The organism is Solobacterium moorei (assembly GCF_036323475.1).
Lineage (GTDB): Bacteria > Bacillota_I > Bacilli_A > Erysipelotrichales > Erysipelotrichaceae > Bulleidia > Bulleidia moorei.
The window spans coordinates 518,994-544,071 of the sequence record NZ_AP028934.1 but is presented as its reverse complement, the minus strand read 5'-3'; the positions used below and the strand labels follow the sequence as shown (position 1 = coordinate 544,071).

Here is a 25,078-nt window from a genome sequence, read left to right as displayed (position 1 = left end):
TCCTTTCTAGCGTTGTTTTTGATTTGGATCAAACGCATCGCGAATACCATCCGCGAAGAGGTTGAAACTTAACATAAGTAATGCCAATACAACAATTGCAGACATGATGATGTGTGGATGAACAGTAAGTGATTTATATCCATCGGATATTAATGATCCCAAGGATGCATCAGGAGCCTGAATCCCTAACCCAACGAAGGATAAGAAGGCTTCTGTAAAAATTGCGTTTGGAATTGAGAACATCGACATAACAATCAGCTGTCCAAAAATATTTGGCATAATCTCTTTAAAGATGATAGAGAAATTTTTCGCACCCAACGTTCTACTTGCAAGAATGAATTCAGACTCTTTGAGCTTTAATACTTCCGCTCTTGAGATACGCGCCATACCAATCCATCCCGTAATCATTAATGCAAAGACAATGGATGTAATACCTGGAGGAAGTACCAGTCCCAATAGTGTAACAACTACAAGGGTTGGAATACCATTTAAGATTTCCATGAATCTTTGCATGACCATATCAACCTTACCACCAAAGTAACCAGAGATTAATCCATAGGACATTCCGATTACAATATCGATTACAACTGCACTTAATGCGATAATCAATGATACTCTAGTGCCTTCCCATACACGAGTGAATAAGTCTCTTCCATTGGTATCTGTACCGAACCAATAGAATGCTTGTGATACACCGTGTGCTGTGTATTGATCAACACCTTTTTCATAACCACTAAAGATTCCCAGTTTATAAATTCCTTGAATACGTGGTGGTAAACTTTGTACATCCAGGTTGATTGCATCACCCTTATATCCAGAAATCATTGGTCCAATGATAGCGAGTAGGATTATGACAATGATAATGATGGCTCCAAGAACAGCACCCTTATTCTTTTTAAAATGCATCCATACATCTTTTGCATAGGATGTTGCAGTATATGCTTCATCTAATAGTTCTTCATTGCGATGTACGAAGACAAAATCTTCCGCTGTAAAATCATCAACTTTTTCATCTGTCAAAAAAGGTTTGTTTTTAATCATGTCCATTTAATTACCCTCCTTTGCCACACGAATACGTGGATCAATGAAACCGTAGAGAATATCAACAATTAACATTACAAAGATATACATTGCCGAATAGATAAACGCACATGTAATTACTACGTTATAATCATTGTTCTGAATTGACTGCACCATTAACATACCAATCCCCGGAATACCAAATACCTTTTCAACAACCATCGAACCCGTCAGAAGATTAACTAATAATGGGCCCATGATTGTAACAATTGGAATCAATGCATTTCGTAATGCATGGTTAAGAATTAAACCAGTTTGTTTTACACCTTTTGCTTGTACTAGCTGAATATAGTCAGATCCTAGGACATCAATTAACTCTGATCTTGCGAAACGAGATACATTTGCAAGTGGAAACATTGATAGCGCAAGTACTGGTAATATCATGGATGAACCAGCGTTTTTGGCAGAGTATAAAATCGGTGTCCAGCCAAGCTTAAAGCCGATATAGTACATCAATATTAACGCGAATACATAAGATGGAACCGATACTCCAACAATGGAAATAAGCGAACATAACGTATCAACCCATGTATTGTGTTTGAGTGCGGCCGCAATTCCTAAAATAAGTCCTAGAATCGAGCCAACAACCATCGCCATTGCTCCGATACGAATGGATAAGGAAAGTGGATCACTAATTAAAGTTGATACATATTTATTTTTATTAATTACATACGATACGCCAAAATCACCTTTGAACATATTCAAAACATAGCGGAAGAAACGTATAATCACAGGATCATTTAATCCATATTTTTCATTTAAGAGCGCTAGTTGTGAAGCGGTTAATTTTTCATCATTAAAAGGTGATCCCGGCATCAATTCCAACATTAGAAACAGCACAAGTAAGATTGCAAGTAATGTCAAAAAACTGATGACAACACGTTTTGTAATATATTTAAACATGAAGACTCCTTTCGTTATAGATTGTAATAATAGAATAGAGCGGCGTTTATACCGCTCTATATTGTCATTTGACAAACATTACTCTGAAACAACCATCCATCTATAATCATCAACACCGCCACTATGGAAACGAATACCAGATACCTTAGGATTGATCATCATCGCACCACCATTCTGATAGATTGGGATAACACCATGGTCCTGTTGTACCAAAATCTTTTCAGCTTCTTGGAAATCCTTCCAACGAGCTTCCGCATTTGCGGCATCTTCACCTGTTTCAGCTTTCACAATAAGCGCATCATATGCAGCGTTGCTGTAAGAGCCATGGTTGTAAGTACTTGTAGTAGTTACTAAATCCATGAATGTCTGTGGATCTGAGTAGTCAGGCCCCCAACGTGTCAAAGCAACCTCATAGTTATGTGCAGTCATTAATTGTAATCTTGTCTTCTTAGGCTTCTGATCTAAGGTGACAATTAAGCCCGGACAATTCTTTTGTAGCTGTGCTTGTAGATTTTCCGCAACTGACTTAGAAGCTTCAGTATCTTCGAATAATAATGTAAAGGAAGCATCCCCGCCCAATTCCGCAACGGCCTTCTTATAGTATTCTGCTGCCTTATCAGGATTGTACTCTGTTAAAGTATCTGCAGTTTCAACATAGTCCTTTCCATCTGGCCCTGTCGCAAATTCTGAAGGAACGAAACCTCTAGCGGCGATAGAACCATCTTTTAACACATCATTTGCAATCGCTTCACGATTTACGGCATAGCTTAACGCTGTACGTAAGTTCGCATTTTGGAAGATTGGATTATTGAAGTTGATGGATAGGAACCATAGGTAACCTTGTAAACGATTTGTAAAGCCTTCTTGAGAACTGTATTGATCTACTTGTTCACCCTGTAGTTTAACCGCATCAATATCACCATTCTGATATGACAACATTGCGGCCTGTGTATCCTGGATGAACTTGAAGACAACCGTATCAGCCTTATCCTTCGCCTTATCTGCGTTAACATACTTATCATTCTTTTCGAATGTATATTCATTACCCTGTTTCCAGTCTGTCATAACATATTGTCCAGAGTAAATCATGTTTTCTGGGGATAATGCATATTGATCACCTTGCGATGTTACATATTCCTCATTCAATGGGAATAAAGGTGGGAACGCCATAAGTGATGGCAAGAAACTACATGGTAGAGATAAGCTTACCTTTACCGTATGATCATCCGTCGCCTTAACGCCTAACTCCTTAGCATCTTTTTTACCCGCGATAACATCACTTGCATTGACAACATGCATCGTATCTAAGAGGAAAGCATATTCACTTGCAAGTGTAGGACTCGCTAAACGATGCCAACTATAAACAACATCATTTGCTGTGATTGGTGTTCCATTAGACCACTGTGCATCCTTCTTTAAATGGAAAGTATAAGTAAGTCCATCATCACTTACATCATAACTTTCTGCCAAGTCTGGAACAGGTGTTCCTGATTCATCCAATGCTAGAAGTCCAGATAAGCCCATCATTTGCATCGAGAAGGAAGAACCATCTGTCGCAATTGAGTTATCCATTGAACTCACATCAGTATCGAATGCAATTGTTACTGTCGTAGTCGTGGCAGCTTCTGACTTTGGACCACAGCCCGCTAGCACTGCCATACTCATCGCTGCAGCTAAACCAGTTGCCGTTATTTTCTTTGCTTTCATAACTTTTTCCCTCCTAAAAGATACACTGAGTTTAAAATGTTTCGGAAAGTTTTTCAAGTACTTTTTTCTTTTCTTTCATAATTTATGTAAATATTTATCATTTGATTTATGTAAATTATTACATTTTTTACTATTCTGTATCCGGAAATATCTACGCTTTTCTTTATCTATACCAAGATATTCTCGCCAATTCATGCTATTGTATATGAGGATAAAAAATTCCCCCATTTCAAAGAAAGTGGGTTTTTTTATGGAAAATTTTACAGTTTTTGATTACGAAGACATTCAACTAATACCAAATAAATGCATTGTAAACAGTCGCTCTGAGTGTGATACAACAACACAATTTGGAAAACATCACTTTAAATTACCAGTTGTTCCAGCAAACATGCAGACAATCATTGATGAATCTCTAGCAATTAAACTTGCAGAAAATGGATATTTCTATATCATGCATCGTTTCACTCCTGAAAGTCGTCTTCCGTTTGTACAGATGATGAATGAAAAAGGATTGATTTCTTCCATTAGTGTTGGTGTAAAAGAAAATGAATATCATTTCATTGTCGATCTTGCTAACCATCACCTAGTTCCAGACTACATCACAATTGATATTGCACATGGACACTCCAACGCCGTCATCAATATGATTAAACATCTAAAAAAATACCTGCCAGACACATTTGTTATTGCAGGTAATGTTGGAACCCCTGAAGGCGTTCGTGAACTTGAAAATGCAGGTGCAGACGCAACGAAAGTTGGTATCGGTCCTGGAAAAGTATGTATCACAAAGCTAAAAACAGGCTTTGGTACAGGTGGTTGGCAGTTATCTGCTTTGCGTTGGTGTGCGAAAGCTGCACGTAAGCCAATCATCGCTGATGGTGGAATACGTTCTAATGGTGATATTGCGAAGTCTATTCGCTTTGGTGCAAATATGGTCATGATTGGTTCCCTATTTGCCGGACATATTGAATCACCGGGTAATACCGTCATGCAAGATGGTATTGAAATGAAAGAATACTTCGGTAGTGCCTCCGAATATCAAAAAGGCACCCGTAAAAATGTGGAAGGTAAAAAGATGCTTGTGCCATGTAAGGGTTCTATCATGGATACACTAACCGAAATGCAACAGGATCTTCAATCATCCATCTCTTATGCAGGTGGAAAAGATTTAAACGCAATTCGTTATGTTGATTATGTCATTGTAAAGAATTCCATTTTCAATGGCGATACGCATTAGGCATCCGATTTGGTAAATTTGACGCAAAGGATATAATAATAATGAAAGAAGGTAATGAAATGACAAAAATTGATATTATCTCTGGCTTTTTAGGAGCTGGAAAAACTACATTGATACAAAAGTTAATCAAAGAAGTATACGCAGGCAAAAAGGTTGTTCTTGTAGAAAACGAATTTGGCGAAATCGGAATTGACGGTGGTTTCTTAAAAGATTCCGGTATCGTTGTCAATGAAATCAACAGCGGATGTATCTGCTGTACATTACAAGGCGACTTCCGCAACGCTTTACAAGAAGTAGTCAAGAAGTACAATCCTGACCGCATCATCATTGAACCTTCCGGTGTTGGTAAATTATCCGATATCTTAACAGTTGTAAAAGATGTGGAAGGTTTAGAACTGAATAGTTACAGTACAGTTGTAGACGCAAAACGTTGTGAAATATACCACAAAAACTTCAAAGAGTTCTTTGATGATCAGATTTCAACAGCTGCTTGTGTCATCCTATCTAGAACGCAACTCATCAATGAAGAAACATTACAGAAGGATATCGAGATTATCCGCGCGTTAAATCATGACGCAAGAATCATCACAACACCATGGGATGACCTCTCTGGTCAAGCTATTATCGACGCAATGGAAGGCTCTACAGACGGCTTCCCAGAACTCGAAGAGGAAGAAGAAAGCTGCTGTTGTGGATGTGGTTGCCATGATGAAGACAATGATAGCGATTGCTGTTGCGGTCACAACCACCATGATCACGAACACAATAAAGAAGAGGGCTGTTGTTGCTGTGGCTCTCATGAACACGACCATCATGAGCATCGTCATGATGATGAAGAGAAATGTTGTTGCCATCATCACCACGATGAAGAAGATCATGATGAGGAAGAAAGCTGCTGTTGCGGTCATGACCATCACGATCATGAACACCATCACCACCATCATGGACACGATGCTGACGAAGTATTCACATCATTTGGTATTGAAACAGTTAACAAATACTCTGTAGAAGATATCGCATTAGCTCTCTCTGAGTTAGATGAACATATTATCCGTGCTAAAGGTATTGTTCCAAGCACAGACGGAAGTTGGTTATTCTTTGACTATGTACCAGGAGATGCAGACATCCGTATTGGCTCCCCTGCTTATACTGGTTTAATTACTGTCATTGGTGATCAGGTAGACGTTGCTCGCATCAAAGAAATCTTTGCGGTGAAGTAAGATGGCAACCCCCGTTTATCTCTTTACGGGATTTCTTGATTCCGGTAAAACATCTTTAATCTTAGATACACTCAATGACCCTTCCTTTATGGAAGAAAACAGTCGTACATTAATTATCTGTTTTGAACAAGGTGAAGTTCGATACAACGATAAATACCTTGCAGAGCGCAAAGCATTCGTTGAATATATGGACTCTCCAGATGATCTAAACGCAGAAAAGATTCGCGAATTAGATACCATCTATCATCCAAACCAAGTATTTATCGAATACAATGGAACCCTCGCAATTACACCGTTTATCTTGTCACAAATGCCAAACTTCTGGCCTTTGGTACAGATTCTTACAACAGTAGATGCGACAACCTTCCAGATGTATATTAACGCAATGCGTTCTGTCATCTATGAGCAGTTAAAGTACAGTGATACGATTATCTGTAATCGTTGTACACCGGATACCTCCGCATCGATGCTGCGTGGCAATATCAAAGCCATCAATAAGAAAGCTCAGATTTTCTACGAAGGTGAACATGGTGCACAGGTTACTCTTAAAGAAGGTGTACTACCATTCAATATCAATGCACCTATTATCGATATCCAAGATGACGATTATGGAATCTGGTATATGGATGCTATGGAAAATCCAGATAAATACGATGGAAAAGAAATCATTCTACGCGGTAAGTTCACTGAGACATTGCCAGGCTATCATCAGACATTTATCATGGGCAGACAAGCGATGGTATGTTGTGCAAATGACACAAGTCTATGCGGCTTAACCGTCACAGGTGTGAAAGTAGAAGAACTTGTAAAGGATAACTGGTATGAAGTACAAGGTAATCTCAAGACTATCCCATTAGATAATGGTGGAAAGACTCTCGTCCTATATGCAAACCGCATTCAAAACTACCAAAAGCCACAAGATGAGTTCGTATATTTCAGTTAATCACTAGAGTAATTCTTCGGGATTACTCTTTTTTAATTCTGAACTTTTTGAATTTTCACCTATGTTAGTTAACGCACTCTGTTCATTTGTGCTACCATTATTCAGGGAAGTGATAAAATGATGAAATTTATAAAAGAAAAACTAAATATACGTAGAACCGTTTGGTTCTTACTCGTCTCAGCAATGTTCTTACTGTTTTATGCGCCACATCTTTCCTTTGATGTACACATGAAAAAAGGTATCCAAGGTACTATGGTCGTATCAAACTTTAACACAGACCGTGGAGAAGAAATTTTTGCAAACTATAACTATAACTCTCATAAGACTTGGCTAGATGCACAGCCATCTTGGGAAGTAATTCACCTCAGTAACATTCCAATCGTTACAAACTCTTTACGTTTGGGTTTTAACAACGTAAAGACAGACATCGCTATCTCAAAGATTGATGTGTCATTTGGACCATTTAAACTGGCAGAGTATACACCAGAGAATATTTCTAACAAGATCATCGCCTCTCAAGGTATGGTCATTAATACAAATGACAACACCATCAACTTAACCGTAAATGGTGTTGAAGGCTGGCTACAGCTTGAAACCCAAGAGTACCTACCAAAAGCAGCTTGGGTTGTAGTATACCTTTCCATCTTAGTATTAAGCTGGATCATCGCTTATCTCATTGATAAGAAGATTACATGGGCAAAACACATTCCAGAGAACGAAATGATGTTAATAGCAGCTCCTATATGGTGCTTCTTCATGTCAGAAATCTGTACCGGTAACTACTACTACATCAACTTGATGAATCGTTTCTATAACGTTGCGATTTATATTATCCTCTATAAAGTAATCTACTTGCTATTCCGTCGATTACCAATCTCAGTACTGATTAGTAACTTGTTTGTTGTTATCTTCGGTATTGTAAACATGTACGTAACACAATTCCGCAACCGTCCAATCGCACCATGGGATTTAACCGCAATTGGTACAGCTGCAGATGTCATCTCCAACTACCAGGTTCAGATTCGTTACTTTATGGTTATCGCGATTATCATCGCCATCTTAATTTATCTCTTGATGCGTGCTGTACCACGTGATAACACAAAGATTAACGTATACTACGCAACATACCCCATCTTGATTATTGTTGTAGCACTCTTCTTAAATAGTGTTGGTCAATACTACCTATGGGATATGAACCTATTATCCATCTTCCAAACAGATGGTACGGCGCTTAGTTTCACAGGTCTTGTAAACCAATACATCTCTGATCAACCAAAGAAACCAGAAGGATATTCTGTAGATGACCTCAAACAACTTGGCAAGGAACTCGAAGAACGTGCCGCAGCCAACGTTGATCCAAATGTCACAAAACCAACGAATATCATCATGGTTATGAATGAATCCTTTGCGGATATGAATGTCGGTGGTACAAACTATGCCGATAACATCATCCCATACTTTCTATCTTTAGATAATACGATTCGCGGAAACCTCTACGTCGATGTACGTGGTGGTGGTACATGTAATAGTGAATATGAATCATTAACTGGTAATACAACAGCCTTCTTTGCGGGTGGTGTATATCCATTCAACATGTATATGCACAGAAACGTACCTTCTATGATTTCCTACTTCAACCAAAGCGGCTTTACTACTACAGGTATTCACCTTGGTAAATCTACCAACTGGAACCGTGCTTCCGCATGGAAGAAACTACAATACCAAGACAAAGTCTTCGCAGAGACATTTGATGGTCTAGAAACACTCCACGGATATCCAAGTGATGCACAGAATTTCAAGGTTCTCGAAGAGACTTACGAAAAGGAAAAAGATAAGAAGAACTTCATCTTCAATATCACCTACCAAAACCATGGCGGTTATGATGATAAGGATGATTTAAAGAAGACCGTTAATTTCAGTTCTATCGGTGGTGGATATGGTCATGCGGAAAACTACTTCTCATTAATGAAGATTTCTGATCAAGACTACAAGAACTTGATTGAATACTTCTCAAAGGTAAAAGAACCTACAATGATTGTGATGTTTGGTGACCACCAACCATCCTTAGGTGCAGATTGTGATAACCTTCTATTCCCACATGCAGGCACACCTGAAAACGATATTACACAATATATTACGCCATTCTCCATCTGGGCAAACTATGATATTCCAGATCAGAAATTTGATAAGTTAAGTATCAACTTCCTATCTTCACTCATCATGAAGACAGCTAACTACCAAATGACTCCATATCAGGAATTCCTATATGAATTAAAAGATAAGTATCCTGTTATTGGTCTATATGGTTGTTATGATGCAAGTGGTAAGTACTATCAATCTGTAAACGATATTGATGATGCGGATATCAATACATATCGTTGCCTACAATACAACAATGTTTTCGATTCCGATCGTATTCCATCCCTATTCTATCCAGAGGGAAAAGAGAGTAAATGACAGAAAAAGAACACAATAATGTACCGACCCCCAAAAGTTAGACCAAGAATCTAACGAATGGAGGTCGGTATTTTTATGACAAAACATAGTTTTGAATTCAAGAAAAAAATAGTTTTAGAATATTTGAATGGTAAAGGAGGAATTCTATATCTTCCTAAAAAATATGGATTAGGCTCTAAATCCCAGCTACACAAATGGGTGAAAAACTATAAAGCATTTGGAAATGATGGTTTATTGCGCTCACGAGAAAATGAAGTTTATTCTTTCGAAATGAAACTTTCTATTGTAGAGTTGTATTTAACAAGTGAAATCACATATCAAGAGTTAGCTATACAGAATGGCATTAAGAACCCAGCTACGATTGGCAACTGGGTTAATCGCTTTCGTATAGCAGGTCCTGATGCGTTAAAATCACGCCGAAAGGGTCGAAGGAAAGCTATGGATAAGACAGATAGAAAGACTCAAAACAAACTCATGGAAGAAGCTTCTGTTAATACAAGTGTAGAACATATAAAGAAATTAGAAGATGAACTTCTTCGGTTAAGAATAGAGAATGCATTTTTAAAAGAACTGAGGAGGCTGCGTTTAGAGGACGAGGAAAAAATGAGAGAATGGCACTCGTCATCAACAGTCTCCGACAAAAGTTCAAACTAAAAGACCTTCTCTCTTATACCGGAATGCCAAAAGCGACATATATGTATTGGCAAAAGAGATTTGATAGAGAAAATCCTGATAAAAAGCTTGAAGAAAACATACAAGAAATTCGTATAAATAATAAGGATTATGGCTACCGTAGAATCGTTGGAGAACTTCGCAACAATGGATATACCATTAATAAAAAGAAAGTACAGAGAATCATACAAAAGCTTCACTTACAGGTAACGTCTTATACTCGCAAAAGCAGAAAATACAGTTCTTATAGAGGAACAGTTGGAAGAGTTGCGCCTAATAGAATTCACAGACGCTTCAAGACACATATACCGCATCAGAAAATAACAACTGATACAACTGAATTCAAGTATTATGAAGTCGATAAAAAGGGTCATATGACAATACATAAGCTTTATCTAGATCCATTTATGGATATGTGTAGTGGTGAGATACTTAGTTACGAAATTGGTAAGAGACCTTCTGCAGAAAACGTGATGAATGCCTTGGAGAAAGCTATTACAATCACTACAGACTGCCCATATAGAAGAACATTTCATTCTGATCAAGGATGGGCATATCAGATGAACGCTTATACACGTAGATTAAAAGAAGAAAGAATCTTCCAGAGTATGTCTCGAAAAGGAAACTGCCTTGATAACTCAGTTATGGAAAATTTCTTTGGACTGATTAAACAAGAAATATACTATGGAGTCATGTACTATAGTTTCGATGAACTGAAGTTAAAAATAGAAAGATTTATAAATTATTACAATGAGCAACGAATAAAAGAAAAGTTAGGATGGATGAGTCCTGTTCAATACAGACAACATCTTCTAGCTTCATAAAAAAAGAGATGACCAAAGTCATCTCGTAAAAAGTCTAACTTTTAGGGGTCACCTCATAACGTGTTCTTTTTCTTTAGAGAAACATACGAATAAAGCTATTTTCTTCTGTATAAGGTTTCCAGCCCTTACCAGGCTCTGCATTCTTCATGAAATTCGTCCAAGCAGAAACCATTTCATCACTAATCTTATAATCACGAACTTCCATCTGTCTCCAACAACGACTCAACGTACCAAACATATACCATAACTCTGCAGAGTGGAAAGCACCAGCGTCATCTGATGGTAACTTACGATTGAATAAATACAAGTATGTCGGTTCTCCATGATGTTCATTTCTTAAGTTCGCAAAATCAATCATACTATGATAATACTTAGACTTACGCATCGGTTCATCAACACCCAAGCCAAAATCATTTCCATTGGCACCTATGATATATGGGATGTTCTGAACATCTCCACGCTTTGCTAGTTCATCAAAAGTATCCTCCAACACAAAGCCATCTACTACCGGTCCAAACAGCAAACGATTATCATGTTTTGAAAGCTTTGGTAAGATATCCACTAACTTCTGAGCAGGAATTTGGCGCAATGCTTGAATATTTTTCGCACCCACAAGCTTCATAATTTCTTCTCCAGTCTCATAAGCCTCTTCTACCGTCTTATGTTTAAAGATAGGATTATCTACCCCTGCACCACTTTGTATAATAGCCTTGGCAATCATACCACGCGTTGTAGGACTAGAAATCAACGTCTGAACACTGATAGCACCGGCACTTTGTCCAAATAAAGTAATGTTGTCAGGATCTCCTCCGAAAGCCTCAATATTCTTGCGAATCCAGCGAATCGCAAATACCTGGTCTAAGATTCCATAGTTAGAAACACAATGCGCGGGATCTTCCTCTTTTAGTTGAGGATGGGCAAAGAATCCAAATACACCAACACGATAATTGATTGTCACAAGAATTACATCATTCTGTACAAACGCTTCTCCATCAAACGGAACTTCATTTCCATACCCATGATCAAAAGCACCACCATGGAGCCAGATTGCGACTGGATATCCATGATCCGATTTGCGATTTGGCGCCCAGATATTTAAATACAAACAATCTTCACTCATTTCAGGATAAGGATACTGCTCATAGTTATAGAACTCTTTACGATAAAACGGATTCGATGCCTTAGGCTGTGGACAAATCCTACTATATTCCAAAGCATCTCTAACACCCAACCAACGATCAGGTGCCTGTGGTGAACTAAAACGCAGATTTCCAATTGGAGGTTTCGCGTAAGGTACACCCTTAAATATCAATTTAGATTCTGTAACTTCCCCTCGCAGAATACCTTGTTCCACTTTTATTTCAACTGTCTTCATAAAAACCTCCAGTTCGAATTCTAATCATATTTTTCAACATTATACCATTTCTAATTTTTAAACTAATGAAGAATACATGAAAAAGAGATCCGCTGGCACAGATCTCAGTTTCTTTTTTGGGAGGGAAAGAAATTTATAATTTCTCTGTCATTTAAGACACTTATAATATACCCAAATCATGTGTGAAATATATGGTGAAAACGTGAAAGTATTGTGAAAGTGTATTTTTCATATGATTTTTCTAAATTTATTGTTAAAAAAGCTTATTTTATCGCACTTTCGTAATTCTTCCATTGTTATTATCAATAATCCAGTTTCATAATTTATGTAATTAATTTTCAAAATTTAGAATAATTATTCAAAAACATAGCAACCTAAAGCATTTTTTAATTTATAGAAATGTGTTAAATATAACAAACAAATCAAAAAAAGTATAATATTAAATATGGTGGTCTTAATATGCATTCCATAATGTATCATTCATGATTTCCTACGTCCTCGTAGCTCAGTTGGATAGAGCGACTGCCTCCTAAGGTTGCGTTACAACGGCCACCTCAAAAAAAACTAAATAAGGGATTGCAGTTCGACTTTGATCGGGCTATAATCATATATCAGACACGTCCATATAGCTCAGCTGGATAGAGCACACGCCTCCTAAGCGTGGGGTCGGAGGTTCAAATCCTCTTATGGACGCCAGTGAACAACGCCGAAAGCCTTTGTTTTCAAGGGTTTTCGGCTTTTCTTATATAAAAAGCTACGAAAAAGCTCTTTCACTGTATGAGATAAAATTCTACTCCAAAATTTGATTTTTGACAACCCCTCCAGAATCGAACGGTTGTTATAAGACAAAATCGCCAGCTAATTTTTAGCAGAAAACGGGCTGTTCTTGCTAATGAAAATGCCCTTCCTGCTAATCAGCCCCAAAATCGTGCCAAAAATCCAGCTAATCAAAAAAGGCGGATGTTTTGAATACCATGCAGTTATAGCAGATAAAATTAAATATCGTTATGTACATAGAGCGTCTATTTGCCCCGCATTGGGGATGGATAGGCGCTCTTTTTTTATGCCCAAACCCATGGGCAAATACAAGAGATTGGAGGTGTTTTATTTGAGCAAGCCTGTTTATACCGCAGACAAGCCGAGCGACTGTCATTACTGCTACTTCTGGACGAATGGCAGAAAGGGCTGCCGTCTGGGTAGAAATAATTGCTACTACTTAATCTCTTTGCCGCCGAAACCCAAGTCGGAATGTGATGGCTGTCCCTATGGGCGAGATCACCCGTGCATTGGTTGGTGTACGAAGAAGGTTATGCGTGAAGTGGGGCTTCGTTGATATGGATGTGTATGAACAGGAATACCGCTTCTACTATTTTGCCCGATGTCCTTACGAAAAGACGGATACGACTTTCCGCAGCATTCCGCTGACAACAGAAAGTTTTCCGCAGAAAGAAGGTGGTGAAGCCGTGTGAGTTTTGATTATTTTTACGGTCAGCAATCCGATCTATTCACATTCTATCGAGTTCCGAAGGTGTTGTTCACGAACGAGAGGTTCTGGAATATTTCTGCCGATGCCAAGATGCTGTATGGCATTTTGCTTGACCGCATGAGCCTGTCTGCCAAGAATGGTTGGATAGATAAAAACGGTAGAGTGTATATCATTTTTACAATCGACGAAGCGAAGATGGCTCTGAACTGTGCTGAACAAAAGGCTATCAAGCTGCTCAGTGAACTTGAGAAGAAAGCAGGATTGATTGAACGTAAGCGCCAGGGTTTGGGAAAGCCCAACCTGATCTATGTGAAGAACTTTATCTCTGCTGTGGATTCACAACTCTTGAATTGTGAAAATCACAATTCTGGAACAATGGAAATCACAACTCAAGAACTTCCGAAATCACAATGTAATAATACTGATATTAAAAATACTGAATTTAGTGATACTGATTCTATCTTTCCTTCCGGAAATGGTGGAATGATGGACGAGAATGACCGGTATCAAGAATACTTTGATTATTTCTCGGATCAGCTCAGTATGGATTTGTTGAAGAAGGATTACCCTTACGATTCCGAAATGCTGGATAACATTCTGGAGTTGATCGTTGAAACAGTTTGCACGAAGCGACCGTTGATTCGCATTGGTGCAGAGGAGCGTCCGGCAGAAATTGTCCGCAGTCGGTTTATGAAACTGAATGCCGAACACATTCGATATGTTATGGACTGCTTCAAGGAGAACACCACAAAGATTAGAAATATCCGTCAGTATATGCTGACTACGATATACAATGCGCCGACGACAATAGACACCTACTACGATGCTCTTGTTCGGCACGATATGTCACACGGATATTTGGAAGGAGGATTTAAGAAATTGAAAATGAAGCGAGAGGAAGGAGAGTGACGATAAATGTCGAAAAAAGCAACCATCATTGCGGTGGTCAATCAGAAAGGAGGCACTGGAAAGACCACCACCACCGAGAATCTGGGCGTTGGCTTGGCTCTTGAAGGAAAAAAGGTGCTTCTGGTAGACACCGATCCCCAGGCTTCCCTGACGGTCAGTTTGGGCAATCCCTGCCCGGATGATCTGTCTCCGACACTTTCCGATCTGATGGGAAAGATTATGATGGAAAACCCTATTACTCCCGATGAAGGGATTCTTCATCATCCGGAGGGCGTTGATTTGGTGCCGTCCAACATCGAACTCTCAGGTATGGAGGTAGCACTGGTCAATGCCATGAGCCGGGAAACCATTCTCCGGCAATACCTGGATACAGTCAAACAGAATTATGATTACATTCTTCTTGACTGTATGCCGTCTTTGGGTATGCTGACCGTCAATGCGTTGGCAGCTGCCGACAATGTGCTGATACCGGTTCAGGCAGCATACCTTCCTGCAAAGGGTCTGGAACAGCTGCTTGGAACCATCAACAAGGTCAAGAGGCAAATCAACCCGAAACTGAGGATTGAAGGGATTCTTCTGACGATGGTGGACAGCCGCACCAACTACTCCAAAGACATCAGCAATCTGATTCGGGAGAGCTACGGCGGAAAGCTGAAGGTTTACAAGACCGACATTCCCCGCTCTGTCCGTGCAGAGGAAATCAGCGCAGAGGGAACCAGTATCTTCAAGCATGATCCCAAAGGCAAAGTTGCCGAAGCCTATAAAATTCTGACGAAGGAGGTGTTAAACAATGCAGAAAAAAGGCGCAAACATCAGCTTGAAGGGGTACGATGATATTTTCTCCACCGATCAATCCAGAGCTGAAGCCCAGCAGGAGCGTGTGCAGGAAATTCCGCTTTCTGAGCTACACCCCTTTGAGGGACACCCCTTCCGTGTGGTTGATGATGAAGAAATGATGAAAACGGCAGAGAGCGTCCGAGATTTCGGAGTTCTCACTCCTGCGATTGTCCGTCCTGACCCCGACGGTGGTTATGAAATCGTTTCTGGTCACAGGCGGCACCGGGCATCGGAGCTTGCGGGTAAGGAAACCATGCCTGCGATTGTTCGTGACCTGGACGATGATGCAGCCATTATTTTGATGGTTGATGCGAATTTGCAGAGGGAGAGTATCCTGCCGAGTGAAAGAGCATTTGCTTATAAGATGAAGCTGGATGCGATTAAACATCAAGGTCAACGCACCGATTTAACTTCATCCCAAGTTGGGATGAAGTTGCAGGCAATGGATATAGTCGGTCAGGAGGCAGGAGAAAGCAGAAATCAGGTACACCGTTATATCCGTCTGACCGAACTGATTCCGGAACTGCTGGATATGGTAGATACGGGTCAGATCAAATTCAATCCTGCGGTGGAGCTTTCCTATCTGGCAAGTGAAGAACAGAAGGATTTTCTTTCTGCAATGGATTATGCTCAAGCAGCTCCTTCCCTTTCGCAAGCACAGCGAATTAAAAAGCTCGCACAGGAGGGCGAGTGTACGCTGGATGCGATGTGCGAGATTATGAATGAAATCAAGAAGGGAGAGCTGGACAGAGTAACCTTCAAAACGGATTCGTTGCGAAAATACTTCCCGAAGTCCTATACCAACAAGCAGATGGAGGATAAAATCATTCAGCTTTTGGAGCAATGGCAGAAAAAAAGAGAAAAATCAATGGAAAGGTAAGGTAAAAAATGTTTACACCCAAAAACATTCAGGGCGCTTTGGAAGAACTCTACGACCTTTGCGATCCTGATTATATGGTAGATATGCTCGTAAACTACAGTGAGGAGTTCGATGATATTTCTCCTGCGCTTCTGGCAAAGTCGTTTCAGAAAAATGCCGAGATGATTAGCGAGTATCGAGTATTGTCCTCTGCTGGTGAGGGTATCGACTATCAGGGAAAGGTACTTCTGAACAGCAGAGCCGTGCGGCTTCTGTCCTATGTAGAAGATATGAGCGGCGATGAAAAAGTTCGCACGATTCAGAGCAAGGAGCTGTGGTTAGCAGAAGATATGACATTCTATGTGGTGTCCTGTATGTCTACGATCACGATGGACAAGGAAGAAGCCATTTGTCTTAACGAACACCGCAGCGTGGTTACTACGGTGGAATGCGAGGACGATATTTTCTTCGACATGGGTTCCCTGATTTGCGAACTGGACGATATTTGCTTGTTCGAGCTTTTAGCCGATGTGGATGCGACTATTTATGAACTGTAACAGGTTCATGGATGGTCGCTTTTCTTATTTCCAAAGAAACGGAGGTATCGAAACTTGAAAGAATACGATGTGAAGATCACCGAAACCTTGGAGAAAACGGTTACGGTGCAAGCAGAATCTCACGATGCGGCAGAGGAACAGGTTAGAGCCGCTTATTACAATTCGGAGTACATTCTGGACTCCGAAAACTTTACCGGTGTTGCGTTCGGCACGACCGAGGAACGGGAGGTTCAGAAAGAACAGGCAGATACCATGAATGTGTTGCTGGTAAAGCCGTTCATGTATCCGCAGGCTGTGCAGATCGGCTGTGAGCTGGAGGATTTGTAGAAAGCCGTAGGTGGCGATATTGAGGCAACTTATCCGTTCAATGAGCCGGTTGCACTGGTGATGCACGACGAAGGTAAACTCGTAGGCAAAGAACTGAACCGTGCGCTGCGTGATGATGACGGCGATATTTATGACATTATCGCCGGTGATTTTCTGGTTGTGGGATTGGGCGAGGATGATTTTTGTTCTCTGTCCCCGGAACTGATGAAGCAGTTTGAGGAACACTTTCATCAGCCTGAGACTTTTGTACGCATGGGGCGCAGCATTATGGCGCTTCCCCTGCCGGATGACATGGTGAAGAAAGAAGATGCACCTGTCAAAGCTGATTCGGTTCCCCACAAAAGTAACCCTGACCGAGATGTTCTGTAAGGAGGTTCTTATGCAAAGAAATTCGACGATTGGAGAGCTGATGGAGCGAAAGCGGATTCAGGATGGTGCCAAGGAGTACCAGGGACATACCTATATGGACTTGGCACGATTTGATGACGCCACCAAGCACATGATTATTTTCGATGTGCTGACCGATGAATCGCCTGTCGGTTGGAAAGGCGAAAGAAATCGCCTGTATTTGAGCGATGTGGGTTATCAGAAGGCTCTGGATAACCAGAAAGCTGGCAATATCAAGATTATCAGCCATGCCGCAGTTGCCAAGGGCAATCTGTATTACGACCACAGAGATATGGCACGATAATCTGTTCACTCTACTGCTTGCAGGAGGTGATGAATCATGCAGGAAGAAGTTGAAAACAGAACAGTAAACCTGGCGATCAGCACAACCAAGCTGACGGGGCGCACTATCATTGCCGGTATCCGCAAGTATTTGCAGCACCGGGAAAAAGTGAAGATGAAAAAGGCACGAGACCCTGCCGTTCATGGAAAGCAATCCGTGAAACAGCTTTTGGGACAGAATCAGGGTGCTACGAATGTTGAGATCGACAAAGAGAGTATCCGTGATTTTGAAAAGCTCGCCAAGAAGTATGGCGTGGACTTTGCCGTAAGAAAAGATAAGTCCGTTGATCCTCCCCGGTTTCTTGTTTTTGTCCGTTCTAAAGATGCAGATGCTTTGGATGCAATCTGCAAGGAACATCAGGCAAGGGCATTAACCAAGAATGAAAAGCCGAGCGTTCTGGCACAGCTGAAGAAGTTCAAGGAAATTGTCGCAGCGATTCCGAAGAAGGTTCGAGAGAAGAAACAGGAGCGTGATCTGTGATGGATAAGAGAAAAATGAAAAAGCTCCTGATTCTGAATTTACCGTATTTTCTGGTAGGGTTGTTCGCTACGAATTTAGGAGAAGCATGGAGATTGGCTGAGGGGGCAGATTCATCTGCGAAAATCCTCAGCTTTTTTCATGCCCTTCCGATAGCCCTGAACAATCCGTTTCCCAGCTTTCACCCGTTGGATTTGCTGATTGGTATTCTCTGCGGCGCAGGACTTCGGCTGGCTGTCTATCTAAAAGGCAAAAACGCAAAGAAGTACCGACACAATGTTGAGTACGGTTCTGCTCGTTGGGGAACGGCAAAAGATGTTGAGCCGTTTATTGCACCAAAGTTCGAGGACAATGTGATCCTGACGAAAACGGAGCGGCTGATGATGAGCAATCGCCCGAAGAATCCTGCCAATGCCCGAAATAAGAATGTTCTGATTATCGGCGGTTCGGGTTCCGGTAAAACTCGCTTTTGGTTGAAGCCAAACCTTCTCCAGATGCACAGTTCCTATGTGGTCACTGACCCGAAAGGCAGCATCGTGATTGAGTGCGGCAACGCCCTTTTGAAGCATGGCTACACCATCAAGATTTTCAACACCATCAACTTTCAGAAGTCGATGCACTATAACCCATTTGCCTATATCCATTCAGAAAAAGACATTCTGAAACTGGTGACAACGCTGATTGCCAACACAAAGGGTGATGGAAAAGCCGGTGATGAGTTCTGGACGAAGGCGGAAACGCTGCTCTACTGTGCCTTGATCGGATATATCCACTATGAAGCTCCGGTTGAGGAACAGAATTTCTCCACCCTGATTGAGTTCCTGAACGCAATGGAGGTGCGGGAAGATGATGAGGAGTTCCAGAACCCGGTGGATCTGATGTTTGAAGCCCTGGAAAAGAAAAAGCCGAATCACTTTGCAGTCCGTCAGTATAAAAAATACAAGCTGGCTGCCGGCAAGACCGCTAAGTCGATTTTGATTTCCTGCGGCGCTCGTCTGGCTCCTTTTGATATTCAGGAGGTCAGAGATGTGACTGCCTATGACGAGTTGCAGTTGGATACTCTCGGAGATAAGAAAACGGCGCTCTTTCTGATTATGTCAGATACGGATGCGACGTTTAATTTTTTGATCTCCATGATTTACACACAGCTGTTCAACTTGTTGTGCGAGAAAGCAGATGATGTGTACGGCGGCAGACTGCCGGTTCATGTGCGCTGCTTGATTGATGAGATGGCAAACATCGGTCAGATTCCCAATCTGGAAAAACTGGTAGCGACAATCCGAAGCCGTGAAATATCGGCTTGCCTTGTTCTCCAGGCACAATCACAGCTGAAAGCCATTTATAAAGACAATGCCGATACCATCATCGGCAACATGGATTCCCGAATTTTCCTGGGTGGTTCTGAGCCAACCACGCTCAAAGAACTGAATCAGGCATTGGGAAAAGAAACTATCGACACCTACAACACCTCCAACACCAGAGGTAACAGCCCGTCTTACGGCTTGAATTATCAGAAGTTAGGCAAAGACCTTGCGAGCGTAGATGAGCTTGCGGTTCTGGATGGCAGCAAGTGTATTTTGCAGTTGCGTGGTGTCAGACCGTTTCTTTCTGACAAGTACGATCTGACGCAGCACCCCAATTATAAGTACACATCAGACTTTGATAAGAGAAATGAGTTCAACATTGAGCAGTTTCTGAGTCGAAGGTTGAAGCTCAAGGCAGGTGATGAGTTTGTGGTAGTCGATGCGGATTAAGGAGGTTTCTGTTTGGAAAATCTGAAAACGGTATCTGCCCTGGTTAAGAACATCTTGGAACACGACCACAAGGCAAGAAATACCGACAATCATTTGTACCTGATGGTACTGGAACACTATTCCGGTCTGCGTGGCATCGACATTCATGCCATGACGGTTCCTGTGTTTTTGAAGGAACTGGATAGACGCAGCTTTCCGGGGTTTGAAACTGTCCGCAGAAGCAGACAGAAAGTGCAGGCAACCTACCCTGACCTTGCTCCCAGTGAAGCCGTAGGCAAGCGCAGAGCAAAAAATGAGGTTGTATATCGAGAATTTGCAGAAAGCGAGGTGTAAAAAAAATGACTTGGTGGATCACGGATACCTCTATTGGGCAGCGATTGAAGTTCGTTAGACGATTTCGCCGCCTTACCCAGAAAGAGCTTGGACTCCTGATGGGGTATTCCGAGAAAACAGCGGATGTCCGTATTGCTCAGTATGAGAAAAACGCTCGAACCCCTAATGCAGAAACCACAGCGAAACTCGCAGAGGTTCTGAAGGTTTCACCTGTCGTTTTTTCACCGACAATCTGTGCTTCTCGTGAAGATTTGTTGCAGTCAATGTATTGGCTGTTTCTTATGAAAGGTGGTGGTGATATATATGATTGTGAAACTGAATATGCAAGAAGCAGAATGGAACAGAAACTTGGCGTGATAACCGTCGAGGAGTTCCTTGAAAAGATTCTCGTAAACTAAGCCTTCCGTCCGGTTTTGATGCCGGTAGTACGGAGGGCTTTTTCTATTCTCAAAACAATTTCAAATTTTAGGAGGAAAATATTATGGCATTTTTCAATAGCGCAGTAACCGTTCTTCAGACTCTCGTTATCGCTCTGGGCGCAGGTCTTGGCATCTGGGGTGCAATCAATCTGCTTGAGGGCTACGGCAACGATAACCCCGGCGCAAAGTCCCAGGGCATGAAGCAGCTCATGGCTGGCGGCGGTGTTGCCCTCATCGGCACCACCCTTGTACCTCTGCTCTCCGGACTGTTCGGTTAATCACAAAACAAGGAGGTAATCGCCTTTGGACAGCATACTCCAACAGATCACAGACTGGCTGAAAGAAATGCTCGTTTCAGCTATTATGGGAAATCTGTCGGGGATGTTTGAGTCCGTCAACAACCAGGTTGGCGAGATAGCAACCTCCGTTGGCATGACCCCGGCGAATTTTTCGCCGGGTGTCTTTGCCATGGTACGAAACATCTCCGAGTCAGTGATTATCCCAATCGCAGGCTTGATTCTGACCTTCATTGCCTGTTATGAGCTAATTCAGATGATTATTGACCACAACAATCTGGCAAATTTTGAAACCTGGATCTTCTTCAAATGGGTGTTCAAGACTTTTGTTGCGGTCATGTTAATCACAAACACATTCAATATCACGATGGCTGTGTTTGATGTGACACAGCACGTTATAAACGCAAGCGCCGGTATCATATCCGGAAATACTGCCATAGATGCTTCGGCATTGGAAACAATGGAAGAAACGCTGATGGCAATGGATTTGGGTCCTTTGCTCGGCTTGTTCCTGCAATCCTTTATCGTGCAGGTCACGATGTCCGCTTTGGCAATCATCATCTTTGTGATCGTCTACGGTCGAATGATTGAAATTTATCTGATGGTCAGCCTTGCCCCGATTCCGCTTTCCACTTTTGGAAACAGAGAACAGAGCAATATCGGACAGAATTATCTGCGTTCGCTGTTTGCAATCGGATTCCAGGGATTCCTGATTATGATCTGCGTGGGCATTTATGCGGTGCTGATTCAGTCTATCGCATTCAGTGATGACATCATCGGTTCTATCTGGGGTGTTATGGGCTACACCGTCCTTTTGTGCTTCACCCTGTTTAAGACTGGTTCGCTTGCGAAGGGTGTATTCAGCGCTCACTAAGGGAAGGAGGAAATTGTTTGGCAGCGTATATTCCCGTACCTCGTGACCTGACGAGGGTAAAAACAAAAGTGTTCTTCAATCTGACGAAACGGCAGTTACTTTGCTTTGGTGCGGCGGCGCTCATCGGAGTGCCGATTTTCTTTCTGGTCAAAGCAACCGGAAATGTGAGCCTTGCAGCACTGTCCATGATGATCGTCATGTTACCGTTGTTCTTTCTGGCAATGTATGAAAAGGATAGTCAGCCGTTGGAAGTGGTTGTAGAACACTTCATTCAGACCAAATTCGTTCGTCCCAAGGTTCGCCCTTATCAGACGGACAACTATTATGACGCTTTGATGCGTCAGTACAAACTGGAAAAGGAGGTTGAACGAATTGTTTTTCAAAAAGAAGCCACAGGCAAGAAACATCAAAATGCCTGCAAATCTGAATCGGAAGCAGCAGCGAGAAATTAAAGCTGTTGTGGAACGGGCAAAGAAGGACAACGGTATTCCGCAGACTGCACAGCAGTCCATTCCCTTTCAGAGAATGTTCCCGGATGGCATCTGCCGTGTCACTGACAGTTATTACACCAAGACCATTCAGTTTCAGGACATCAACTATCAGCTGGCACAGCAGGAAGATAAGACTGCCATCTTCGATGAGTGGTGCAGTTTCCTGAATTTCTTTGACAGCTCCATTCACTTTGAGCTTTCCTTTATGAACCTGAGTACCGATGCTGAAAGCTTTGAAAAGAGTATCCGTATCCCGTTCAAGAAGGACAGCTTCAATCCCGTCCGTGCCGAGTATAGCCAGATGCTGAAAAAGCAGTTGGCGCAGGGCAACAACGGCTTGACCAAAACCAAGTACCTGACATTCGGCATTGAAGCCGAATCCATGCGGCAGGCAAAGCCGAGACTCAACCATATCGAAAACGATCTGCTCAATAACTTTCGGCGTTTGGGTGTCATTGCCACTACCATGAACGGCAAAGAGCGGCTGCATCTGATGCACTCTATGTTCCACATGGGTGATAATGATAAGTTCTTCTTCGATTGGAAGTATCTTGTGGAATCCGGGCTGTCCGTAAAGGACTTCATTGCTCCGACGGCGTTTGCCTTTAAGACCAACCGCACCTTCCAGATGGGCAGTATCTTCGGTTCGATGTCTTATCTGGCAATTACGGCATCAGACCTGTCTGATCGTATGCTGGCGGATTTTCTGGATATGGAATCCACGCAGATCGTGACCATGCACATCCAGTCGGTTGACCAGACTGCGGCGATTAAGACCATCAAGAGAATCATCACCGAGCTTGACCGTTCCAAAATCGAGGAACAGAAAAAGGCTGTGCGTTCTGGCTATGACATGGACATTATCCCATCTGACCTTGCTACCTATGGTAAAGATGCGAAGTCACTTCTGAAAGAATTGCAGAGCCAGAATGAGCGAATGTTCATGGTGACATTTCTGGTGCTGAACACCGGGCGCACCGAGCAGGAACTGGAGAACAATGTGTTCCAGGCACAGAGCATCGCCCAGAAGCATAACTGCAATCTGCGTCGTTTGGATTTTCAGCAGGAATCCGGACTGATGAGCAGCCTGCCTTTGGCACAAAACCTGATTGAGATTCGTCGTGGCCTGACTACCAGTTCCACGGCTATTTTTGTGCCTTTCACCACGCAGGAGCTGTTCCAGAATGGTGGAGAAACGCTCTATTACGGGCTGAATGCTCTGTCGAACAACCTTATCATGGTGGACAGAAAGAAGCTCAAGAACCCCAACGGACTGATTCTGGGTACTCCCGGTTCCGGTAAATCCTTTTCCGCAAAGCGTGAAATCACCAATGCGTTCCTGGTTACGGATGACGATATTATCATCTGCGACCCCGAAGCGGAATATGCGGCTCTGGTTCACAAGTTCAATGGTCAGGTGGTAAAAATCAGCTCCTCCAGTACCAACTATATCAACCCTATGGACATCAACCTGAACTACTCTGAGGATGACAACCCGGTAGCACTGAAAGCTGATTTTATCCTGTCCCTCTGTGAGTTGATTATGGGCAGTAAGGATGGCTTGCAGCCTATCGAAAAGACGGTTATCGACCGTTGTGTGCATCAGATTTACCAGAGATATTTCGACAATCCTGCCCCTGAGAATATGCCGATCCTTGAGGATTTGTATGATGCCCTTCTGAAACAGGACGAAAAGGAAGCCCACCATGTAGCGACCGCCTTGGAAATCTATGTTAAGGGTTCTCTGAAACTGTTTAACAACAGAACCAATGTGGATATTCAGAATCGTCTGGTGTGCTTCGACATTAAGGAGCTGGGCAATCAGCTGAAAAAAATCGGTATGCTGATCGTTCAGGATCAGGTCTGGGGGCGTGTAACTGCCAACCGTTCTGCCGGTAAATCGACCAGATATTATATTGACGAGTTCCATCTGCTTCTGAAGGAAGAACAGACGGCAACCTATTCCGTAGAAATCTGGAAGCGATTCCGTAAATGGGGCGGCTTGCCGACCGGTATTACTCAGAATGTCAAAGACCTGCTTCGTTCCCCGGAGATTGCCAACATCCTCGAAAACTCTGATTTCATCTATATGCTGAATCAGGCAAGCGATGACCGAAGTATTCTGGCACAGCGGTTGAACATTTCGCCGCATCAGCTGTCCTATGTAACCAACTCCGGTGAGGGCGAAGGACTTCTGTTCTATGGCAATGTGATTCTGCCGTTCATTGACCGATTCCCGACAGATCTGGAACTGTATCGCATTATGACCACGAAGTTAAACGAGGTGGCACAGGAAAAGGAGGCGTAATGT

At 42.1% G+C, this 25,078-nt stretch carries 25 protein-coding genes, 1 tRNA gene and 1 pseudogene; 23 read left to right on the top strand and 4 right to left on the bottom strand.

Going from position 1 to position 25,078, the window contains the following annotated elements; genetic code table 11:
* Positions 1–6: 6 nt before the first annotated feature.
* The 3 genes from RGT18_RS02550 to RGT18_RS02540 all read right to left on the bottom strand — a co-directional run bounded on the left by RGT18_RS02550 (position 7) and on the right by RGT18_RS02540 (position 3,690).
* Positions 7–1,047, bottom strand: a complete 1,041-nt coding sequence (locus RGT18_RS02550) for an ABC transporter permease (RefSeq protein WP_051240983.1) — start codon at positions 1,045–1,047, stop codon at positions 7–9.
* Positions 1,048–1,983 carry an ABC transporter permease gene (locus RGT18_RS02545; protein ID WP_028078118.1) on the bottom strand — a complete coding sequence of 312 codons (936 nt, stop codon included), beginning with the start codon at positions 1,981–1,983 and terminating at the stop codon, positions 1,048–1,050.
* 78 nt (positions 1,984–2,061) lie between these two features.
* Complete coding sequence (locus RGT18_RS02540) at positions 2,062–3,690, bottom strand: peptide ABC transporter substrate-binding protein (protein ID WP_028078117.1); 1,629 nt, start codon at positions 3,688–3,690, stop codon at positions 2,062–2,064.
* 250 nt (positions 3,691–3,940) lie between these two features.
* Here RGT18_RS02540 and guaC point away from each other — a divergent pair, with 250 nt between their 5' ends.
* From guaC to RGT18_RS13070, 6 genes are all read left to right on the top strand, one after another.
* The gene (gene guaC, locus RGT18_RS02535; RefSeq protein ID WP_028078116.1) at positions 3,941–4,927 is read left to right on the top strand and encodes a GMP reductase; all 987 of its coding nucleotides are present in this window, start codon (positions 3,941–3,943) and stop codon (positions 4,925–4,927) included.
* A 59-nt stretch (positions 4,928–4,986) separates the two neighbouring features.
* A complete protein-coding gene (locus tag RGT18_RS02530) occupies positions 4,987–6,147 on the top strand; it encodes a CobW family GTP-binding protein (RefSeq protein ID WP_028078115.1) in 1,161 nt (386 codons plus the stop codon).
* Between the two features lies 1 nt (position 6,148).
* A complete protein-coding gene (locus tag RGT18_RS02525; protein ID WP_028078114.1) occupies positions 6,149–7,090 on the top strand; it encodes a TIGR03943 family putative permease subunit in 942 nt (313 codons plus the stop codon).
* A 117-nt stretch (positions 7,091–7,207) separates the two neighbouring features.
* Positions 7,208–9,547: an LTA synthase family protein gene (locus RGT18_RS02520; protein WP_028078113.1), complete on the top strand. Its 2,340-nt coding sequence runs from the start codon at positions 7,208–7,210 to the stop codon at positions 9,545–9,547.
* Positions 9,548–9,622: 75 nt separating this feature from the next.
* Entirely contained in the window at positions 9,623–10,201 is a 579-nt protein-coding gene (locus tag RGT18_RS13075) for a helix-turn-helix domain-containing protein (RefSeq protein ID WP_420917766.1), read from the top strand.
* Positions 10,159–11,043 (top strand): IS3 family transposase, encoded by an 885-nt coding sequence (locus RGT18_RS13070; protein WP_420917765.1) that lies wholly within the window; start codon positions 10,159–10,161, stop codon positions 11,041–11,043. The genes RGT18_RS13075 and RGT18_RS13070 overlap by 43 nt, the downstream gene beginning before the upstream one ends.
* Positions 11,044–11,116: 73 nt before the next feature.
* On the opposite strand, the gene RGT18_RS02510 is transcribed toward RGT18_RS13070, so the two are convergent.
* Entirely contained in the window at positions 11,117–12,418 is a 1,302-nt protein-coding gene (locus RGT18_RS02510; RefSeq protein ID WP_028077346.1) for a carboxylesterase/lipase family protein, read from the bottom strand.
* 619 nt (positions 12,419–13,037) lie between these two features.
* Between RGT18_RS02510 and RGT18_RS02505 the strand changes: the two genes are divergently transcribed.
* The 17 genes and pseudogenes from RGT18_RS02505 to RGT18_RS02425 all read left to right on the top strand — a co-directional run bounded on the left by RGT18_RS02505 (position 13,038) and on the right by RGT18_RS02425 (position 25,075).
* Positions 13,038–13,114: transfer RNA gene (locus RGT18_RS02505), tRNA-Arg, on the top strand.
* A 569-nt stretch (positions 13,115–13,683) separates the two neighbouring features.
* Positions 13,684–13,887 (top strand): hypothetical protein, encoded by a 204-nt coding sequence (locus tag RGT18_RS02500; protein ID WP_223385014.1) that lies wholly within the window; start codon positions 13,684–13,686, stop codon positions 13,885–13,887.
* The gene (locus RGT18_RS02495; protein ID WP_002304312.1) at positions 13,884–14,813 is read left to right on the top strand and encodes a DUF6017 domain-containing protein; all 930 of its coding nucleotides are present in this window, start codon (positions 13,884–13,886) and stop codon (positions 14,811–14,813) included. Before RGT18_RS02500 ends, RGT18_RS02495 begins: the two co-directional genes overlap by 4 nt.
* A 6-nt stretch (positions 14,814–14,819) precedes the next feature.
* Positions 14,820–15,647, top strand: coding sequence for a ParA family protein (locus RGT18_RS02490; RefSeq protein WP_002304313.1), 828 nt, complete (start codon positions 14,820–14,822; stop codon positions 15,645–15,647).
* Positions 15,604–16,530 (top strand): ParB/RepB/Spo0J family partition protein, encoded by a 927-nt coding sequence (locus RGT18_RS02485; protein WP_002304314.1) that lies wholly within the window; start codon positions 15,604–15,606, stop codon positions 16,528–16,530. The genes RGT18_RS02490 and RGT18_RS02485 overlap by 44 nt, the downstream gene beginning before the upstream one ends.
* 8 nt (positions 16,531–16,538) lie before the next feature.
* Positions 16,539–17,066 carry a hypothetical protein gene (locus RGT18_RS02480; RefSeq protein ID WP_002304315.1) on the top strand — a complete coding sequence of 176 codons (528 nt, stop codon included), beginning with the start codon at positions 16,539–16,541 and terminating at the stop codon, positions 17,064–17,066.
* Between the two features lie 54 nt (positions 17,067–17,120).
* A complete protein-coding gene (locus tag RGT18_RS02475; RefSeq protein ID WP_245580889.1) occupies positions 17,121–17,393 on the top strand; it encodes a DpnD/PcfM family protein in 273 nt (90 codons plus the stop codon).
* Between the two features lie 12 nt (positions 17,394–17,405).
* Positions 17,406–17,762: pseudogene (locus RGT18_RS02470) on the top strand (DUF3846 domain-containing protein); the annotation flags it as partial.
* A 10-nt stretch (positions 17,763–17,772) separates the two neighbouring features.
* Positions 17,773–18,084: a DUF5720 family protein gene (locus tag RGT18_RS02465; protein WP_002304317.1), complete on the top strand. Its 312-nt coding sequence runs from the start codon at positions 17,773–17,775 to the stop codon at positions 18,082–18,084.
* A 36-nt stretch (positions 18,085–18,120) separates the two neighbouring features.
* On the top strand, positions 18,121–18,603 hold the full coding sequence (locus RGT18_RS02460; RefSeq protein ID WP_002304320.1) for a PcfB family protein: 483 nt from the start codon (positions 18,121–18,123) through the stop codon (positions 18,601–18,603).
* Complete coding sequence (locus RGT18_RS02455) at positions 18,603–20,354, top strand: VirD4-like conjugal transfer protein, CD1115 family (protein WP_028077345.1); 1,752 nt, start codon at positions 18,603–18,605, stop codon at positions 20,352–20,354. Before RGT18_RS02460 ends, RGT18_RS02455 begins: the two co-directional genes overlap by 1 nt.
* Positions 20,355–20,366: 12 nt before the next feature.
* On the top strand, positions 20,367–20,687 hold the full coding sequence (locus tag RGT18_RS02450) for a hypothetical protein (RefSeq protein WP_002304332.1): 321 nt from the start codon (positions 20,367–20,369) through the stop codon (positions 20,685–20,687).
* Between the two features lie 5 nt (positions 20,688–20,692).
* Entirely contained in the window at positions 20,693–21,085 is a 393-nt protein-coding gene (locus RGT18_RS02445) for a helix-turn-helix domain-containing protein (RefSeq protein WP_002304334.1), read from the top strand.
* A gap of 83 nt (positions 21,086–21,168) precedes the next feature.
* Positions 21,169–21,384, top strand: coding sequence for a Maff2 family mobile element protein (locus RGT18_RS02440; RefSeq protein WP_002576404.1), 216 nt, complete (start codon positions 21,169–21,171; stop codon positions 21,382–21,384).
* Between the two features lie 25 nt (positions 21,385–21,409).
* A complete protein-coding gene (locus RGT18_RS02435) occupies positions 21,410–22,276 on the top strand; it encodes a VirB6/TrbL-like conjugal transfer protein, CD1112 family (protein WP_002304374.1) in 867 nt (288 codons plus the stop codon).
* A 17-nt stretch (positions 22,277–22,293) separates the two neighbouring features.
* Entirely contained in the window at positions 22,294–22,728 is a 435-nt protein-coding gene (locus RGT18_RS02430) for a PrgI family protein (protein WP_002304375.1), read from the top strand.
* Positions 22,688–25,075, top strand: a complete 2,388-nt coding sequence (locus tag RGT18_RS02425; RefSeq protein ID WP_002588967.1) for a VirB4-like conjugal transfer ATPase, CD1110 family — start codon at positions 22,688–22,690, stop codon at positions 25,073–25,075. Before RGT18_RS02430 ends, RGT18_RS02425 begins: the two co-directional genes overlap by 41 nt.
* Positions 25,076–25,078: the final 3 nt, after the last annotated feature.